This window comes from Parabacteroides sp. AF39-10AC (assembly GCF_003635405.1).
Taxonomy (GTDB): domain Bacteria; phylum Bacteroidota; class Bacteroidia; order Bacteroidales; family Tannerellaceae; genus Parabacteroides; species Parabacteroides distasonis.
The window spans coordinates 79935-99462 of the sequence record NZ_QTLP01000004.1; the positions used below are offsets into that span (position 1 = coordinate 79935).

Consider the following 19528-nt stretch of genomic DNA (forward strand, 5'->3'; position numbering starts at 1 on the left):
ATAATAAGTGCAAATGTATAAAAAGTAATTGGATATCAAAGAGACAAATGTCTATTTTTCTTGGCTTCTGAGGTTGGTTTATAATTCGAAAACCAAGGAGATGCGGCACCCCTTATTCTTTTCGGACTGGAGCAAGATACGCCCGTTTAATTGTTTTACGATAGCTTGGCAGATCGATAGTCCAAGACCTGTCCCTTGCACGAAATCATCCAGCTTCTTGAAACGCTCGAATATCGCTTCTTGGTCCTCGGGAGAGATCCCGATGCCTGTATCCTGCACATAAAGTCGGACGTCTTGTGCATTGGTGTACTCGTAACCGATCTCTATAAAGCCTGCGGAAGTAAATTTTATAGCATTTTTCAGTATGTTCTCGAGCGCTTGGTAAAGTCGCTCCTTATCCGAATATAAGCAGATCGGCGTATCGGGGCATTTCTCCTTGAATTCGATACCTTCGGGGACATCGGAAAGATGTTGTTTATAAAGGGTTTTCACTAAATCCGTTAAATTGCAGGATTCTTTATGAAAGACGATACCTCCGGATTCAATCCTTGCCAAATCCAATATGTCATTGACTAACTTTAGTAATAACTCGTTATTGGTCGTGATGATATTAGCGTATTGCTCCTTCTCTTCCGCTGTCAGATCCAGTTCGGCGATTAGGCTTGAAAAGCCGATGATCGCATTTAGAGGGGTACGTATCTCATGACTCATGTTAGCCAAGAATACGGATTTCATCCGGTCGGACTCATTGGCTTTCTCCAAGGCTTCCGCTAATGATTCTTTTTCATGTAATAGGGCTTTTTGCGCTTGTCGTTTTGCCTTGGATTCTTGGGTATACATGATGATGAAGCTACCGAAGACAAAGCAGCACATCGTGCTGACTACGATTATCAAGCTCCAGAATAATCTTGGATATTGGGCCTTAAAAGGAAAGTTCAAAAGTATAGCATCCTTCGGAAGAAGCCTTTTATCAATATTCCAATATTTGACTTCATTGAAATCAAATACATAATTCTTCTTGCTCTTTGTTATCTGTGGGAATGATTCGCTAGGGGAGCCTTTTAATATTTCCGCGGCTCTATCGGTAGATTCTTCTATTTGGGTTTCCAAGGAGGTGATATAGCCACCTACAAGTTTATTCGTATATCCTAGATCCTCGTTGATCGCCGTAAAAGAGGGTTTACTGGAAAAACGGCTGGTGTTCAATACCCGGTAATCCCGTTTGGCCTGTAGATAGTAGATGTAAGGGACGTGTTTACTCATGTACCAAGAAACAGCTGATAGCTTGTCTCCTTGCACGGGCACGACGTTGACGGTCGTACTATCCGGTCGTTTTAAGCTTTGATTGACCCTGTCCAAAGTAGCGATCTCTACCGGTATATACATGATGCGATTATTATCGACCCGAATGTCTGCTTGAGCACATTGCTCATGTAACGTAGCCTTAATGTGCCTATCTATATACGTACTATCGTGCAACATATAAATCGTAGACTTGCCCAACAGATGTTCTATCAAGCGGATGTTCGTGACGTAGTCGGGCTCGTCCCAGAATCCGGAAACATTCGAATATTGCGCTAATAGTGCCTTATTGGGGAAATTTACGCCGCCAAATACAATGGGGACTGTAGAGATTAGCGGATGATGGCATTGCATTAACGTGTAAGTCGCTTGATCCTCGTAGACCAATATCAGATCGGGTTTCCAAGTAGAGATCGAATCTAGATACAGGTACATCCGTTTTTCTTCGGCGGGTGCCGCATATTGCTCGCAGTTCAAATAGAATGTTTGGATCGACGGATTAATCCCCTTTTTCTCGAGGGATTCCCGGATCAACCGATCGCAGTCTTTATAAGCTACATAATCGCTTTCATAGGAATGCACTACTAATATACGATATTTATTTCCCGACTGTTGACAAGAGGACTGTAGAATGGCTAGCAGAAAAAGTAGAACAAATATGTAATATTTCTGTATAGATATCGCTAGCATAAGTCGAAAATTAGTACGTTGCCCTTAATCGTAATTTAAAATGAGTGTTTTTATGCGAGTGCAAACTTATTAATAATTATTGGATATCAATGGCTTTTTTTATTGAATATATAGGGCTAAAATAAAAAACGGCTATCAGATCCCGAAGGACCCGATAGCCGTTTTTCTATCTTATGTGGAGTAAAGGAGCGATTAAAACCGCTTCTTTTTATTTTACTTTCTCAAATATAATGTATTATATAAATCAATAAGTTATAAACTTATGATACAAATATGGTTTATTTTCGTGTAACTGATTAAAGAATGGAGTTATATAGAGCACTTACAACAGCGAAAGAAAGTTTTATGATTATTTAACACTAAAATTTATATTTGCAGATGTTTTCATTTGATGCTCGATATTTTCACTTGTTTAGCTCTTCTTTTCACAAACAGCATAGAATGAACTCATTACAATCGTTCTGCCTATTTTTACCTTTCGTTTTTTATGGAAAACTATTATACTTTTGCAAAACAATCATAGAAAAGAATAGGCATGAAGCATAGGCAACATACGTTACAATCAATAATAATAGAGGTAGTGATAGTGCTACTGGCATCAATAATTTCATTCCCATTGAGTGATATTGTCGGTGTTAGCCTAAGCGCACTGCCATTAGTTATTGTGGTGTGCTATGTCATATTAAAATCCATATACCACTTGTGTATATCTTTATCGGCATATACCATCGAACTGACCTCTTCTTTTTATCCCAAACAACAGAACAAGGATGAATGTACCCTTGAAGGAATTTCTTCAAGAGCAGGTGATAATGAAATCATGACGAAAAGAATGGAGTTATTCCATTATGAATTTCAACATGAGCAACAGCAATACCGTCAGCAAAAAAAGAAAGAAGATGATGAAAAACTTGATGCCATAATGAAATACACACTAACCACATTCAAACGACTAAACTTTGGCGAAACAGAGATTTTCCAAATTTGCGAATGCGTTAGATACTTTGTTACCAATAGGCAAGTTCTTACCACCACGGAAATACATATCAAGAAACGAACTTCCGTTACGCAAATCTCACTAAAAAACTTTGCATGGAATATTGCCTTCCAATACAATATCTCTGGAGATGTTACAGCAAAATTCGTCTTGCATACATTCAATGAATGGTTTGCCAACTCCACCATTGACACCATTAGGAAGAATTTGCGCACGACTACAGGACGACACAAAATTGAAATAGACGAGAATATCATATAAGAATGGTAAGAGTATTGCAAATGCCCTCAAAATCGCACATTTATGTCTTTTTACTGCCTTTTTTAGCTTCTAGATAAGAAATATTATCGGAAGTTGCTCTACTATCAGACTAATTATATAATTTTGCTCCTGAATTAAAACATTTTACCTCATGGCTAATTTTAACAGGCTAAAAGTAGTGCTTGCAGAGCAACAGAAAACAGGAAAATGGCTTGCGGAACAGATAGGAAAATCTAATTGTACTGTGAGCAAATGGTGTAGTAATTCTGTTCAACCAGACCTCAAGACTCTTAATGATATAGCCAATGCTCTTAATATTGATGTGAAAGATTTGATTGTCAGCAGTACAAATCATTAATGAATTACTGTCATGGAAGTAAACAAAAAAGAGTTAAAAGAGCAAGAGATACGCACTCTGTTTATTACTCCTGCACTCCAACAAAAAGGATGGGCTGTAAGCGTAAATATGCGTGAAGAGTATTATTTTACTGATGGACGAGTACTTGTTGTCGGCAACCAACATTCGGTAGCAGAAGGTAAAAAAGCCGATTATCTATTATATCATAAAGGTAAGCCCATCGCTGTTGTTGAAGCCAAAGACAATAAACACGCTGTTGGAGGTGGCATCCAACAAGCTATGGATTATGCCCAAATTCTTGATTTGAAATTTGCGTATTCCAGTAATGGCGATGCTTTTTTGGAACATGACTTTATCACGGGGAAAGAAACCGAAATTAAGTTAGAGAACTTCCCGACAGAAGAAGAGCTGTACAATCGTTATCTTGCATCCAAGAACTATGCACCGAATGAACTTAATATTGTAGAAACACCTTTTTATTATGATGCCCATAGCCACGAACCAAGATACTATCAACGCATAGCGGTTGACCGTACCGTGGAAGCCATTGCAAGGGGACAACAGCGTGTACTTGTAGTGATGGCTACAGGTACAGGCAAGACTTTTACGGCATTTCAAATTATTCATAGGCTTCATAAGAGTGGATCTAAAAAAAAGATTCTTTATCTTGCAGACCGTAATATACTCATTGACCAAACGATGGTTCAAGACTTCAAGCCCTTCAAAAAGTTTATGACCAAGATAACTTCTGTTGGAGAAGGTGAAGAAAAGATTGATTCATCATATGAGGTATATATGGCGTTATATCATCAACTGGTCGGAAAAGAAGGTAAGCCAGATCCATTCCTAGAAGTGCAGCCAAACTTCTTTGATTTGATTATTGTTGATGAGTGCCATCGAGGAAGTGCAAAGGATGATTCTGCATGGCGCAAAGTATTGGAGTATTTTAGTTCTGCTACTCAAATTGGTATGACTGCAACCCCAAAAGCAGATGAAGGAGCAAACAATTTGGATTATTTTGGAGAGCCAGTATATACCTATTCCCTACTCCAAGGAATCCAAGATGGTTTTTTGGCCCCTTATCGTGTTACAGCCGACTTTATCAATGTTGATTTGCAAGGATGGACTCCCGAAGAAGGGGAAACAGACTTATTAGGTAAAGAGATTGAGCAGAAACTATATCAAAGACAGAATATAGGTCGTGACCTCGCTATCAAGTTAAGGCGCAAAGTGGTAGCACACAGAATTACTCAAATGTTACAAGACATCGGTCGTATGACAAAAACGATAGTATTCTGTTCTGATATTGAGGAAGCTGCCGAAATGCGAACACTGCTTATCAACATGAATAGTGATTTATGTAAAAAATCTCCTTATTATGTAACACGCATTGTCGGAGAGGACAAAGAAGGGAAAAAGCAGTTGGACAACTTTATCAGTGTTGACGAACCTTATCCGGTCATTGTTACCACTTCCGAACTACTATCTACGGGAGTGGACTGCAAGACTTGTGGCTTAATCGTTATTGATAAAGAAATCGGCTCTATGACGGAATTCAAGCAGATTATCGGGCGTGGTACACGACTTAGAAAAGACAAAGGCAAGTGGCATTTGGAAATCCTAGACTTCCGCAATGCAACAGCAAAATTCAAAGATCCAGCATTTGATGGCAACCCGGAACCACCCAAAGGAGGAGGGAAAAAGCCAAAGCCTTACAAAATCATTGATGCTCCAGAAACTCCAATAGTATCTGAGCATCGTGAGAAATATCTTATCAGCGGTAAGAATATTCGCATTGCCCATGAAATCGTTTCAGTGTTAGGAGAAGATGGTAAGACGATGAGAACGGAAAGTGTTCAGTCGTTTGCTAAAAAGCAATTATTACGCCATTACCAAACTTTGGATGATTTTATCCAAACGTGGACGGAGGCAGAACGCAAACAGGCCATTATGGATGAATTGAAGGAATATGCTATTCTGATAGATGCTGTACGTGAAGCTAATCCGGCATTGAAGGATGCCGACATCTTTGATGTGATATGCCACGTTGCGTTTGACCAACCGCCATTAACAAGGAAAGAGAGAGCAAACAATGTAAAGAAGCGTAATTACTTCGGGAAGTACGAAGGTAAAGCTCGTGAAGTATTGGAGGCTCTTCTTGACAAATATGCAGAGAATGGTATTCTCGACTTTGAAAAGGCGAACATCTTGGAGATACCGCCATTCAATAGCATAGGGAAACCAACAAAAATCATAAAGTTATTTGGCGGTAAGGTTGCTTTTGAGCAAGCCATCAGAGAACTAGAATATCAAATTTATAAATCAGCTTAAAAATGGCAGTAAACAACATCATAAAGCGAATCCAAAATATAATGCGCCAAGACGCTGGTATCAATGGTGACGCACAGAGAATTGAACAAATGACTTGGATGTTTTTCTTGAAAGTCTATGACACTCAGGAAGAAACTTGGGAATACAAAGATGAAAACTACAAGTCTATCATCCCCGAAGATTTGCGTTGGCGTAAATGGGCAGTAGACGAAAAAGACGGTGAAGCATTAACAGGAGAAGCATTGCTCTCTTTTGTCAATGAAAAACTGTTCCCTACTTTAAAGAATCTTCCGATAGACGCCAATACACCAAGAGCCAAAAGCATTGTTCAAGAAACATTTGCTGACTTAAACCAGTATATGAAGAATGGAACGCTTTTGCGTCAAGTGGTCAACATCGTAAATGAAATCGAATTTGACGATGCTGATGACCGCCACACATTTGGAGATATTTATGAGGGAATCTTGAAAGACTTGCAATCAGCAGGCAATGCAGGTGAGTTCTATACTCCACGTGCTTTGACAGACTTTATCGTGATGATGCTTGACCCGAAATTGGGCGAGACCTTTGGTGACTTCACCAGTGGTACAGGCGGCTTCCTTACCTCTGCTCTCAATTATATGAGTAAGAGCGTCAGTTCTGCCGAAGATGGAGAAAAACTGCAAAATGCAGTCGTGGGACAAGAATGGAAACCGCTACCTTATCTTTTGAGTATAACAAATCTGTTACTCCATGATATTGAAGCTCCCAATATAGCTAACTGTGATTCGCTTGGAACAAATATCACTGATTTCAAGGAAAGCGATAAAGTGGATGTTATCGGTATGAATCCTCCGTATGGTGGTAGCACAGAAGATAGTGTAAAAAGCAATTTTCCGGTGCAGTACCGTTCAAGTGAAACAGCGGATTTGTTTATAGCCCTTATCATGTACCGCCTCAAAGCTAGTGGTAGATGCGGTGTGATTATCCCAGATGGTTTCTTGTTTGGTACGGATGGAGCAAAATTTGCACTTAAAGAAAATTTACTCCGCAAGTTCAATCTGCATACCATCATCCGTTTACCGGGTTCGATATTCTCCCCATATACCTCTATTGCAACCAACATTCTTTTCTTTAATAATGAAGAAGCAGAGGGCTGCGAAGAAGGATTCAAGACCAAAGAGACATGGTTCTATCGCTTGGATATGCCGGAAGGCTACAAGCACTTCTCAAAGACCAAACCAATGAAGGTGGAGCATACCCTACCTATTCAGGAATGGTGGAAAGACAGGAAAGAAATTATCAATGATGAAGTGGGAGAAAAGAGCCGTGTGTTCACTGCCCAACAGTTGATTGATTTGGATTGCAACTTCGACCAGTGCAAGTTCCCGAAAGAGGAAGAAGAAATACTCCCTCCGGCAGAACTGCTCAAACAGTATTTTGAGAAACGTGCTGCACTCGACCATGAAATAGACAAAACCCTTTCTGAGATTCAAAAAATTCTCGGCATAGACATAAAATCGTGTAACTGATAATAGTGAAGTGATATGAAAGATTTGACCATCTCAAACATAGAACGGCAGAATGTACTTAACAATCGTTTTGCGGTCAGTAAAGTACAAGAGCATCTTGATATAGAAGGAATGCTCTTTGAGGGAGAATACCGCTTTACAAAAAAAATGGTTGCCGACTTTTATCAAGTTGACACATCTACAATAGATCGTTACCTGCAATCAAATTCTGATGAGCTGAAACATAATGGATATATTTTATGTAAGGGTAAACAATTGAAAGAGTTTAAGTTAGAATTTGCTCACCTTATTAATGAGGCGAGCAAAACAACGCAACTCGGATTATTTAATTTCCGCTCTTTCTTGAATATAGGTATGCTGCTTACAGAGAGTGAGAAAGCTAAAAAAGTCCGTAGCCTTATCTTGGATTTTGTGATTACTACCATCAATGAAAAGACAGGTGGAGGAACAAAATATATTAATCGTAGAGATGTGAATTATCTTCCTGCCGCAATCACAGAAGAAAACTATCGGAAAAATCTTACTTCTGCCATCAATCAATATGTGGATGGGCATCCTACATACAAATATTCTCAGATTACAGATTTTATCTACAAAGCTGTATTCAAAGAGAATGCTAAAGAATACCGAGAAGTATTAAAGTTGGATTCAAAAGACAATGTTCGACACACGTTGTATTCAGAGGTTCTATTGGTTATCTCTTCTTTTGAAAACGGAGTGGGTGCTGCTATCAGTGAACGATTCAAGGAAAATGGCGGCAGAAAACTTACCATTGACGAGGTAGAGCGCATTGTGAATGAACTTGCCGAACATCCCATGCAGAAACCTTATCTAAATGACGCCAGAACAAAAATGGCTTCAAGAGATTTCAGCTTTCGGGATGCGTATCATGGTAATATAGCAGATTATCTGCAAGCTGTTACTCCAGAAGAGTTTGAACGATTCATCGGCGACCAGTCTATTGATTTTGACCGTATCTTAGCGGACAATAAAGATGTGCTTAAACGCTTAAAACAAGCAGAGGATGAGTAAGGGAATTATTTACATAGATTACGATGAAGCCCTAAACATCTATGGCAAAATGATTGATGCCAGTGATGGTGGCTTTGAAGGAGTGCGTGATGAAGGCGGTATTCGTGCTACATTGGATTTTGTGCAAAACGATTTATACTATCCTACCTTTGCCGACAAACTGACCTATTTGATGTATAGATTTTGTTCCGGGCACTTCTTCAATGATGGGAACAAGCGTATTGCACTGACTTTGGGTGCGTACTTCTTACACAAAAATAATTACTATTGGCACGCTTGTATCTGTATGCGTACATTGGAATCTATCATTTATCACGTGGCAGCATCGAACATCGACCAAGATTTGCTGCTACGCATCGTCAATAGCTTTTTGACCAGTAAAGATTATGACGAAGAACTGAAAATAGATATTGCCAATGCCATGAGCAAAGGAGAATTAGGAATACAAGGCGAAGATTACGAATAAATGAATATAATTATGGCAAATGTACTTGAAATCATAAAAAACGAAATTACGCAAGATTATTATAAAAATAATTTTCCAAATGATGGTCAACGTTTCGTTGCGTGGTATATGCGGAATATACATCTTCTGGATCAAAGACAAGCTAAAGATGCCATCACAGACGGAGCCAATGATAAACAAATTGATGCCGTATACATTGATGAAGACGAGCAAAAAATATATATTGTACAAGGGAAATACTACCTTGGTGAATCTGTTGATGCAACTCCTGTGAGAGAAGTTATATCTGCTTGGAGCCAGTTTAGTAACTTAGCTCAATTACAGGAAAATGCTAATTCTAAATTAAAGACTAAAATATCAGAAATAGCAACAGCATTAGAAGATGACTCTTACTGCGTATGTTTTGAATTAATAACAACATCTATCTTTACGGATGCGGCTATGGATGATATACATTCATTCCAAACCAAATTATCAGAGGAAGATGATGCTGAATTGAATTATAGTACACAATTCTCCGTAGTTGATAAACAAGGTTTGGAAGATGCTTATAGTTGTGTTATTGAACAAACGAATCCAACTTTAAACCATACTATCAAGCTTGAAGCTGGTAAATATATGACGACAGAATTAGGGGCGACAAGCGTAATAGTTGCAGCCATGCCTCTGAAAGAATGTATAAAACTCCCTGGCATTAAAGATGGATCTTTGTTCCAGAAAAATGTACGACAGAGTTTAGGCATTAACAATACCGTAAATAAAAAGATCAAGAAAACCATAAACGATCCGAATAAATGTGGTGACTTCTTCTTTTTTCATAATGGAATCACTGCCATTTGTAACAAAATTGAAGAATGTGGCAATGGTGAGTTTAAACTTTATGGATTGAATGTTGTAAATGGATGTCAATCATTGAATACTATTTTAAGTTGTAGTGAGAATGTACGAAAGCGTGATGATGCTTATGTTCTATTCAGATTTTATGAAATTCCACAAAGAGACAGGGCTGATTCTATTAGCATTAACACAAACACGCAAAGTGCTGTAAAGGCAAGAGATTTACGCAGTAACAGTAAGCAGATATTGAAACTCAAAAAGGCATACGAAGCAAAATATTCTAATGGATTCTTTGCAACCAAAAGAGGTGAAATTATTCCAGCCGACAAGGACAAACAGTACTGCATAGAGTTATCATATTTAGGAAAGAATCTTACAGCTTGGTACATGCAAAGACCTAATTTATCTTATGGTGAAACTAAGATTTTTGACAAGTATTTCAATACATTGTTCAAGAACGACTATTTGCCTGAAGATGCTTATGCTCTATCGTTTTGGATGAGAAAAATAATGGATGCATGGACTCAGGAAAACCCATTAGGACTGGAAGAGGAACTACTAACAATGAAGGCTTATGCTCCATACCATCTTCTTTTTGCCATATCAATGGTTTTTGCTAAATGTAACAATCAAACAAATGTACCATCACCGAGTGAGTGCTTAAAAGTTGCTTCTGAAAACAATCTTGTTGACAGCATAATTAATATTGCGGCAAACTGTTTAAACAGTGCTATTTCGGCAGAAAAAAACAATTGCGAGCAGAATAATAGAAGTTTCATTCCTCAAAATTGGGTAAAAAACAAGAGTTGCAATGCAGGTATTATGTCTGCTATTCAGAATTATTTTTCTTTCCTCCCAACAATGAATAAGGAGATGGATTCCAAACTTAAAAATGGAGTAAAAATAGACTCAAAGTATTTCTCATATAGAGTACAAGCAGAGGATTAAAAAATGAACGGAAAGCAATTAAAAAACAGCATACTTCAGTGGGCGATACAGGGCAAACTTGTACCGCAAGATCCTAATGACGAACCGGCATCTGTACTTCTTGAACGTATCAGAGCCGAAAAAGCTAGACTGGTCAAGGAAAAGAAAATCAAGAAAGATAAAAACGAATCTATCATTTACCGTGGTGATGATAATTCCTATTATGAGAAGTTTCTCGCTACGGGGGAAGTGAAATGTATTGATGAGGAGATTCCGTTTGAGATTCCAAAGGGATGGGAATGGAGTAAACTGTCAAATGTTATAGAACTGCTATCAGGGCAAGACTTTATTCCTGAAAAGTATAATTCGAGTAATCAAGGAATTCCCTATATTACAGGAGCAAGTAATATTGTGAATGGGAATTTGGTAATAAATCGTTGGACTGAAACTCCTACGGTAATAGGAAAATTAGGAGATTTACTTATTGTTTGTAAAGGTTCAGGAGTTGGGAAAATGTACATCTGTAATGTAGATAAAATACATATTGCTAGACAAATTCAAATTATTAGAAATTTCTCCAATGCGATAAGTCTATCATATGTTAAATCTGTAGTTGAAGCTAATTTGCAAACGATAATTTCTAATGCACAAGGTGTTATCCCTGGAATTAGCCGTGAGCATATATTAAATCTTCTAATTCCACTTCCACCTACTAACGAGCAATATGAAATAGATAAAAAACTTCAAGAAATATTACCTGTTATCGATCGATATGCAAAATCTCAAGAGACATTAGATAAATTAAATGTAGAGCTTCTAGGAAATCTCAAAAAATCCATCCTACAAGAAGCTGTTCAAGGTCGGCTTGTACAACAAATAGCAGAAGAAGGAACTGGCGAAGAGTTACTTGAACAGATAAAATTGGAAAAGCAGCAACTCATTAAAGAAGGCAAGTTGAAGAAGTCTACTTTGACTGATTCTGTTATCTATAAAGGTGACGATAACAAGTACTTCGAGAAGAATGGAAATACGGAAATGAATATTACTGACGAGATTCCATTTGAAATACCTGATAGCTGGAGTTGGGTAAGACTTAACGATATATGTTCTTATATCCAAAGAGGGAAGTCACCTAAATACTCTCTGATAAAGAAATACCCTGTTGTAGCGCAAAAGTGTAATCAATGGAGTGGTTTCTCAATAGATAAAGCCCAATTCATAGATCCAGATACTTTATCATCGTATGGTGAAGAACGTATTTTACAGGACGGAGATTTAATGTGGAACTCTACAGGATTGGGAACATTAGGACGAATGGCAATTTATTGTAGTACCTTAAACCCGTATGAATTGGCTGTGACAGATAGTCATGTTACTGTTATAAGAGCAATGAAAAAGTTTGTTCTGCCACAATACCTTTATTACTATTTCACAAGCAATACGGTACAATCTGTAATAGAAGATAAATCGGATGGTAGTACAAAACAAAAGGAGCTTGCAACTGCTACAGTAAAAACTTATCTAGTTCCGATTCCACCTCTGATGGAGCAAAGCCGAATTATCTCAAAGATTGAGCAATTAGCAAGTATTATGAGCAGGTAGGTAAAAAGTGCTTGGATATAACAGAACAGATACCTTTTGAAACTCCCAAGAATTGGGTATGGACAAGACTTTCTCATATTGCAAACATTTACACTGGCAACAGTATTAGTGAAACTGAAAAGAAATCAAAATTTACAGATGTTATAGGACGTTATTATATTGGAACTAAGGATGTTGATTTTAATAATCGGATTATTTACGATAATGGCATTGCGATTCCGAAACAATATGAACCTGATTTTAGACTTGCTCCCAATAACTCAATATTGATGTGTATTGAAGGTGGAAGTGCCGGAAGAAAAATTGCAATACTGAATCAAGATGTATGTTTTGGGAATAAGTTATGTTGTTTCTCACCATTTGTTGGAATCGGGAAATACATGTACTATTATCTACAGTCACCATCGTTCTTTGAACTATTTAACCTAAATAAAACGGGCATTATAGGTGGTGTAAGTATAGCAAAAGTAAAAGAAATATTAATACCATTACCTCCGATTAAAGAACAACAACGCATTGTTGCTCAAATAGAAAAACTATTTGAGCAACTGCGATAGTTCATTTATCCGTTCTGCAATACGCTGCTGTTCTTGATAAGGTGGAATACCAATAGGCAGATTGTAGAATAACTCTTTATTGAGGTGCGGAATAGCCGCACCTCTTTTTGAATTTCTCAAATCCTCTTTATAGAACAGAATGAAAGCCAAAATATATGGTTTCCATATAGCCGAAGAAAGCCATAACTGTTTGAATGTACTCCCCATATACCCATCTTGCGGAACAGTGAAAACTTCACCTGAATTTTCACCATCTACAAGAATGATGTTATCTCCGGCATAGACAAATTTTCCTTTCTCTACAATGGTAGCAGATGATTTACCACGTAGGTATTTTGCATCCAGACAGATGCCCTTTCCGTTTCTTTTTTCACCGTCTATCAGTTGGCATATGTCTTTCAAACGTAGCACAGACCAAATGTTAGGATATTCAAAAGGAAGCTCAATCTCAACGGTTTGCGCATTTATCCTCTCATAATACTTGTTATCGTCACCTTTATAGATAACAGAATCAGACAGGACAGACTTCCTTAACTTACCCTCTTTTACGAGCTTTTGTTTCTCCTGCCGTATCTGCTCAAGTAATTCTCGTGCAGTTCCTTCTTCCGAAATCTGAGGGACGAGTTTACCCTGTATTGCTTCTTGAAGAATTGTTTTCTTTAGCCTTTCGCCAATAGTTGAATTCAGAGAATTCAATTCGCTTTGAAATTTATCATAATTATCTACGATTGGCAAGACTTCCTGTAATTTATCGCATATCCTATCTTGTTCCTTACGTGGTGGTATCGGAAGAAGTTTCGATTTTACATAATCGGATAAAACTCGTTGTTGTCCTGCAGTACCCTTGTATTTTGCTTCTTTGATAAAGAAGTCTGATTTAAGGATATATAGAAGATACCATCGAGCAAATGTATCAGCATATATCCTGATAACATTTAATTCTGTTGTTGCTGTTGCAATATTGCTTGGAACATCGCCAAGGATAAACGATTTCCTATTTTGGAAGCAGGGAGTAATTTTGGCATAAGCAATATCGCCCTTTTGCATTTTCGTAAAACCAGATTTGACATTCCTCCAATATCGTTTCTCAAAAGTATAAGAACTTCTATAACCTGCATCAATCAAAGCCATTGGCATAAAAGCAACTTCGAAATTATCTTCACAGATAACTTGTGGCGAATGATTGACTATATTCCCAAATCTTGCCCATTCCCACCCCTTTGGAATCTCAAACGGAATCTCCTCATCAATACATTTCACTTCCCCCGTAGCGAGAAACTTCTCATAATAGGAACTCAATGAATTTGTAAATACCATACATTATTAATGATAGTGAATTGTTTAACTAATAATGTATCAGACATGAACATTGAAAATTTTGGAACGTATCTTCGTCAAGGGAATATGGCGGAGAACACGATTGCGGCTTATCTATATGCCGTAAAAGAGTATTATTCCCGACATAAGGAACTGAACAAGCGCAACCTGCTTGTTTATAAGACTTATCTCATTGAAAAATTCAAGCCTAAAACCGTAAATCTACGTATTCAGGCAATGAACAAGTATCTTGACTATATGAATAAATCTCGTTTGAGATTAAAATCCGTCAAGGTACAACAGCGTAGTTATCTGGAAAATGTAATCAGCAATGCCGACTACGCTTTTCTGAAAAACAAACTAAAAAAGGAAGAAAACCAAGAATGGTATTTCGTAGTTCGTTTCCTTGCTGCTACAGGTGCACGAGTCAGTGAACTAATACAAATGAAGGTGGAACACGTGCAGATAGGTTATTTTGACATCTATACCAAAGGTGGCAAGATACGTCGTATCTATATTCCTAAATCACTCCGCAAGGAAGCTACGGAGTGGCTCAATAGCACCAATCGTACAAGCGGTTATCTATTCCTCAATCGCTTTGGCGAGCGTATCACCACCAGAGGTATTGCCCAACAGTTAAAAAACTATGCCACAAAATATGGTTTGAACGAGAAAGTGGTTTATCCTCATTCGTTCCGCCATCGCTTTGCCAAGAATTTCTTGGAGAAGTTCAACGATATTTCTTTACTTGCCGACCTGATGGGGCATGAAAGCATTGAAACCACTCGTATTTATTTGAGGCGTAGCAGTGCCGAGCAACAGGAAATTGTGGATAAGATTATAACTTGGTAAAGGCAATTTATCTGCGTTGCTGTGAGTTTTTCGTCTTCTGTTCTCCCCAAGGGAGTTCAGAGGATGAACCTCCGCTACCAGTTCCGACATGGACTTGCGCCTGACCACCTGCGGCAAGTTCAAAAGCCACTCCAAGTAGGTTGGCTTGTGCTTCATTGACCTGTTCCTGAGGCTCAAACACATCATTTATCAATTCATAGATGGTAGCTTCGTCTTTGGTGAAACTTTCCCATATCGGATTGAGCCAATCAACATGTTTTATAGAGTCGTATTTCTCATTACCTACCTGTGTCCAAATATGCAGACTGGGCTTATTATAATTGGGAATGAAATGGTGGATAAGTTCCGCCCCGGATGACAGACTGTAACGCTGAGGGTTAGCCTTACGGTCGAGCTGGTCAATGCGTAGATTCAACTTTTCTATAACAGAATCCTTTGCTTTGGATTGTCGGCCTGTTTTTTCTGCCATACGTATAGCCTTGTCTATCTCTTTCTGATAGCCGTTCCTTAATTGTTCAATCTCTTCCCTATGTTTTTCTTTCAGTTGAGACTTTTCAGACATTAGGGTTTTAATCTGATTTTTGAGTTTGGCAATCTGCTCATCCCTACTCGCAAGCTCTTTTTTCGCTTTAGCCAAATCCCCCTTGCCGAACCACGAAAGGATTGTGTTTTTCCCCTCTTGTGCTTTTTCAATGTCTGCCTGCAATTTGGCGATGTCTTCCTCATACCGATTTATTTGCTGTTTATAGTATTCTGAATTTGCCAGATGTTTTGCTGTAGAACCGACAATGCCACGCTGCAATCCGAATGGCTTCATGGCTGCTGCATAACTGTTCTGGTATTCGTGCAGTTTGCTACGTCGCATAACATCATCTGCCGATAGGCGTGCCCCGGACTTTGTTGCGTACTTCTTCTCACCCTCACGCTTTTTACGAAGTCGTTCTGTTGTTACAATGGGTACGATTGTGGCATGCAAGTGCGGAGTTTTCTCGTCCATGTGCAATACACAAGAAACAAGATTCTCGCTTCCGAAAGTATTTTTCAGCCATTTTAGATTGGCATCTATCCAATTATCCAACTTACCTTCCTTGGCAATCTTCATCATCTGTTCATGTGTTCCGGTCAAGATAATGCGGATGGCTTTCGTCTGGTTCTTGCCGACCTTGCGATGCAGTCTGGCATGGTCTATCCGATGTTGTATAGCATCCGTCCGGTTCTTCACCCCGGCAGGAAATACAACCAGTTCCCGATTGAGGTGCGTCCTATTTGCATCGGCATTGATGGGTACATATTTTTCCCTCTTGGCATCCTTCCTTTCTATATGGCATGACATACCAGAATCATTACCACTGCCACGTTGAAGGTGGCAGACTGCGTATTGCGTATTACTCATATCTTATTTCCTTTTCACTGATTCTTTGGTTGTAAAATCCCGCCTTTTGTGCCACAGGCATCCGGGTGTCGAGAGGGTATCCCTCCGCTTATGGGCTTTTTTACTGCCACTAGGAGAGTGAAAGCGGTGAAAATGCCCTAATAAGCTACGGGATTTTACAAACCCTTTCCCAAAGACAGCGAGCTGTCCTATTCATCTTTTTATTACATCTGTTCTACATCCACTAACTCCAATTTCAATTCATCAATGAGCATCTGCAAAGCCGGATTACGTTGTATCATTTTGGAGAGTATTATTTGCGGAGTATCTTTCATCAGAAGGAAATCTGCAATGTCCAATCCTTTTTTTCGTTGTTCATCTGTAGCGCATTGTTCCAGACTATCACTCAATACAACTTTGGAACATACGGAAGTAAGCAAAGGCATTTTGGTTTGCCAAACTTCTTTTGCTCCCAAGTCTGGGCATAGCATAACTGGCCTTCCTTTCAAAATACTTATCACATCAGGCTTGAAACATCCGTGCATTCCACCGGTAGCCAACCATATAAACTCCGGCATATAATGGGTCGCTACCAAAGCGGATTTTTCGCTTTCCACAATAGCTACTGGTTTGATCGGATTATCAGACAACAGATGTTCGCCAAACAGACATTGCTTCAAATGGTAATTTTGGAAATTTAGTTCCGTATGTACCCAACTTATATAACTTCTTGGCTCTTTTATCCGATGTCCTGTTTTTGAATCATACAACATTATTTTTCCTGTTCGTACATTACCCTGCCAATCAATTTGCCAATAGACGGTAGAACCGCCCCACTTCTTTGATGTACCAACATGATACAGTTGGAATATCCGGGAAGTCTCGTCTTTGCCCAATACTCCGGATAGGTAAATGTACAATGGATTCATGCCATAGTTGGTAAGAGTACGTTCCATTAGTTCATTGTCAACAAAAGAGGTAGGAGATGGCAAATGAGACTTAGGCTTGTCGACTTCAACGAAATCATCCTTTTTGTAATCCATCACCATTGGGTTATCATGAAAATAATCTGATGGAGTGTAATGGTATTGACAAGATTGTTCATGGTCGCATCTGCCTACATAATCAGGAAAAGTTATTTCTCCTTGACTATCTATGTACTTGACAAAGCATTGCTTCTTTCCACACTTCGGGCATGAAAGTTTTGAACCACGCTTATATTTTTGAAGAGAAAATCTATATTCAGCCATACTTCTTTGTCTTGTTATTGCAGTCCATGCAACTTGCACTTATTGCAGTTTTGCAGAAATCCTATGTAAGCGCAAAGTGCAAACTGCAACAACTGCAAACTGCAAAAGGTGTCGTTTATTGCAGTTTCTCATATTCACCTCGCTTTACCTTCTTGATAATCTTATTCGTGGCAAGATTAACCAAAGAGTACATCACCGACCTTTCCGACAACCCTACTTCTTTTCCGGCTTGAATAGCATCGGCAGTAGTGAAAGTTGCGGAAAGGCAATCAAGCAATTCTCTCTTTTGTGGTTCAACGCTCTCTCTCAGCATATATCTTTGAATGTTGGTATAACAGTTCTCAAAGTATTCACTCAATGCAATAGCTGATTTGGTTGAGTCAATATCCACAAAATCCTTGTGTGCTTCATTGCAAGCCCAGCGAAGAATCTGCAAGACTAAAGCCAAACGAGCCGTAATCATGGGAGCCTTAATCACTCTGCTATCCACCAATCCATCATCTTGGATTTGATTAACAGCCCGAATCGCATTATTGCGCCAGTTTGTAAAATAGGCTTTGGCTTCCGAAGAAAATTCCAGTACATTATGTATGGCTCTGTCATCTTCATTCTCTGTAAATGGCAAACTAATCACCTTATTTATAATAGAATCCCACATAGATGAGTATTTACCAAAAGTTGATACGGAAGAATCTTCATCCAAGCCCCAATCTGAAATTTCCTGAGACGATGGATAAACAAAAATTATTCTGTCTATCAGCCCATTGTCTTTATATCCTTTCTCTATTAGTTCGTGCATACGTGTCGTTTGCATCGTGCCGACAATATTTATAAAAGGATGCTCTATATGAATAGGTACAGGGATGCTGCACCTTGAAATATCCAATGGCTTTCCGCTGAATGCAGTCAATAACTGTTCAATGAGTTGCCCTTTGCTATATTGATTCACGGCATTAAACATTCCCATGATTTCATCCACATATACCACGACACCTCGCTGATTGTCATCCAGCGCACGCATTAAAGCCTCCGGTGTAAAATCGGATATGATGATTCTTCGTAAAACAGGTTTGTCCGGCAGTGAAGAGGATTTGTCTTTTTTGACCTTGTTGTTTTCAATCAAGCTATTATAATGCTCCATATCCAATTTGAATTGCTTGATGATTTTTGCATCATGCTTTCGGATAGGGCGGAATGCGAAATCCAAAGGTGGGGTTTTGCCCATTCCGGGACGACCTACCAATATCATATAGAGGGCAGGATTACTAATCCATCCACCACGAATACGGATATTGACAGCGTTGCCAATAGCGGTTGACACTGCCACCAAAAGAGAAGCCATCATGTACTCAATGGAATAATTTTCTTGCCGTGCTAAAGCCAATATCATATCTTGAATTTTGGCAGGAAAAGCATCCAAAGGAATCTTGCTTTCAAAGACCCCTTCAAATTCCATTCTGAGTGCATTGCATAAATTGGTTGAATCCATTAGAACCTGGTATTTCTTTTTGACTTTATGAATTGGGCGGCTTCATCCGCCAGTTCCTTCTGCGATTTCCGTTTGCCGTCATGAAGCCATGCGTCAATCTCCGATTTGAGAAACATGATACGCTTCCCTCTCTTATGAAACGGAATCTGGTGGCAACTCGTCCATCCGTAAACGGTCTGTTCCGCCGGATGGCTGGGTAGGTATTCGCACAGTTCTTTCAGGTTCATCCACTGGTCGACAGGCCGTACTTGTGGGATGTTGTTCAGACTGTCAATCTTGGAATCAAGTTTATTGAGCTTGTCCATCATCCATGACATTGCCTTAGGCAAATCTTCAAATGTAATGTTCATGTCTTCCATATCGTTATTAGTTGATTT

At 38.9% G+C, this 19528-nt stretch carries 16 protein-coding genes; 10 read left to right on the forward strand and 6 right to left on the reverse strand.

Features of this window, described 5'->3' with window-relative positions:
- Window positions 1-78 precede the first annotated feature (78 nt).
- Complete coding sequence (locus DW033_RS04905; RefSeq protein WP_122382509.1) at window positions 79-1992, reverse strand: ATP-binding protein; 1914 nt, start codon at window positions 1990-1992, stop codon at window positions 79-81.
- A gap of 535 nt (window positions 1993-2527) precedes the next feature.
- On the opposite strand from DW033_RS04905, the gene DW033_RS04910 reads away from it, so the two are divergent.
- From DW033_RS04910 to DW033_RS04950, 9 genes are all read left to right on the forward strand, one after another.
- A complete protein-coding gene (locus DW033_RS04910; protein ID WP_005936639.1) occupies window positions 2528-3250 on the forward strand; it encodes a hypothetical protein in 723 nt (240 codons plus the stop codon).
- Between the two features lie 151 nt (window positions 3251-3401).
- Window positions 3402-3608 carry a helix-turn-helix transcriptional regulator gene (locus tag DW033_RS04915; RefSeq protein WP_005936640.1) on the forward strand — a complete coding sequence of 69 codons (207 nt, stop codon included), beginning with the start codon at window positions 3402-3404 and terminating at the stop codon, window positions 3606-3608.
- Between the two features lie 12 nt (window positions 3609-3620).
- The gene (gene hsdR / locus DW033_RS04920) at window positions 3621-5939 is read left to right on the forward strand and encodes an EcoAI/FtnUII family type I restriction enzme subunit R (RefSeq protein ID WP_005936641.1); all 2319 of its coding nucleotides are present in this window, start codon (window positions 3621-3623) and stop codon (window positions 5937-5939) included.
- 2 nt (window positions 5940-5941) lie between these two features.
- On the forward strand, window positions 5942-7450 hold the full coding sequence (locus DW033_RS04925) for a class I SAM-dependent DNA methyltransferase (RefSeq protein ID WP_005936642.1): 1509 nt from the start codon (window positions 5942-5944) through the stop codon (window positions 7448-7450).
- A gap of 15 nt (window positions 7451-7465) precedes the next feature.
- Window positions 7466-8482, forward strand: a complete 1017-nt coding sequence (locus DW033_RS04930; protein WP_005936643.1) for a hypothetical protein — start codon at window positions 7466-7468, stop codon at window positions 8480-8482.
- Window positions 8475-8948, forward strand: a complete 474-nt coding sequence (locus tag DW033_RS04935) for a Fic family protein (RefSeq protein WP_005936644.1) — start codon at window positions 8475-8477, stop codon at window positions 8946-8948. Before DW033_RS04930 ends, DW033_RS04935 begins: the two co-directional genes overlap by 8 nt.
- Window positions 8949-8960: 12 nt before the next feature.
- Window positions 8961-10733, forward strand: coding sequence for an AIPR family protein (locus tag DW033_RS04940; protein WP_005936645.1), 1773 nt, complete (start codon window positions 8961-8963; stop codon window positions 10731-10733).
- 3 nt (window positions 10734-10736) lie between these two features.
- Window positions 10737-12314: a restriction endonuclease subunit S gene (locus DW033_RS04945; protein WP_122377448.1), complete on the forward strand. Its 1578-nt coding sequence runs from the start codon at window positions 10737-10739 to the stop codon at window positions 12312-12314.
- 11 nt (window positions 12315-12325) lie between these two features.
- Window positions 12326-12871 carry a restriction endonuclease subunit S gene (locus DW033_RS04950; RefSeq protein WP_199703900.1) on the forward strand — a complete coding sequence of 182 codons (546 nt, stop codon included), beginning with the start codon at window positions 12326-12328 and terminating at the stop codon, window positions 12869-12871.
- On the opposite strand, the gene DW033_RS24850 is transcribed toward DW033_RS04950, so the two are convergent.
- Window positions 12851-14188 (reverse strand): restriction endonuclease subunit S, encoded by a 1338-nt coding sequence (locus DW033_RS24850; RefSeq protein WP_122377447.1) that lies wholly within the window; start codon window positions 14186-14188, stop codon window positions 12851-12853. The genes DW033_RS04950 and DW033_RS24850 overlap by 21 nt on opposite strands.
- A 45-nt stretch (window positions 14189-14233) precedes the next feature.
- Between DW033_RS24850 and DW033_RS04960 the strand changes: the two genes are divergently transcribed.
- Entirely contained in the window at window positions 14234-15040 is an 807-nt protein-coding gene (locus DW033_RS04960) for a tyrosine-type recombinase/integrase (protein WP_005936653.1), read from the forward strand.
- 7 nt (window positions 15041-15047) lie between these two features.
- Here DW033_RS04960 and mobV read toward each other — a convergent pair whose 3' ends face one another.
- From mobV to DW033_RS04980, 4 genes are all read right to left on the reverse strand, one after another.
- Entirely contained in the window at window positions 15048-16433 is a 1386-nt protein-coding gene (mobV, locus tag DW033_RS04965; protein WP_005936656.1) for a MobV family relaxase, read from the reverse strand.
- A 203-nt stretch (window positions 16434-16636) separates the two neighbouring features.
- Window positions 16637-17662: a DUF6371 domain-containing protein gene (locus DW033_RS04970; protein WP_005936659.1), complete on the reverse strand. Its 1026-nt coding sequence runs from the start codon at window positions 17660-17662 to the stop codon at window positions 16637-16639.
- A gap of 115 nt (window positions 17663-17777) precedes the next feature.
- Complete coding sequence (locus DW033_RS04975; RefSeq protein WP_005936662.1) at window positions 17778-19151, reverse strand: DUF3987 domain-containing protein; 1374 nt, start codon at window positions 19149-19151, stop codon at window positions 17778-17780.
- Entirely contained in the window at window positions 19151-19510 is a 360-nt protein-coding gene (locus DW033_RS04980; protein ID WP_005936665.1) for a helix-turn-helix domain-containing protein, read from the reverse strand. The genes DW033_RS04975 and DW033_RS04980 overlap by 1 nt, the downstream gene beginning before the upstream one ends.
- Between the last annotated feature and the right edge of the window lie 18 nt (window positions 19511-19528).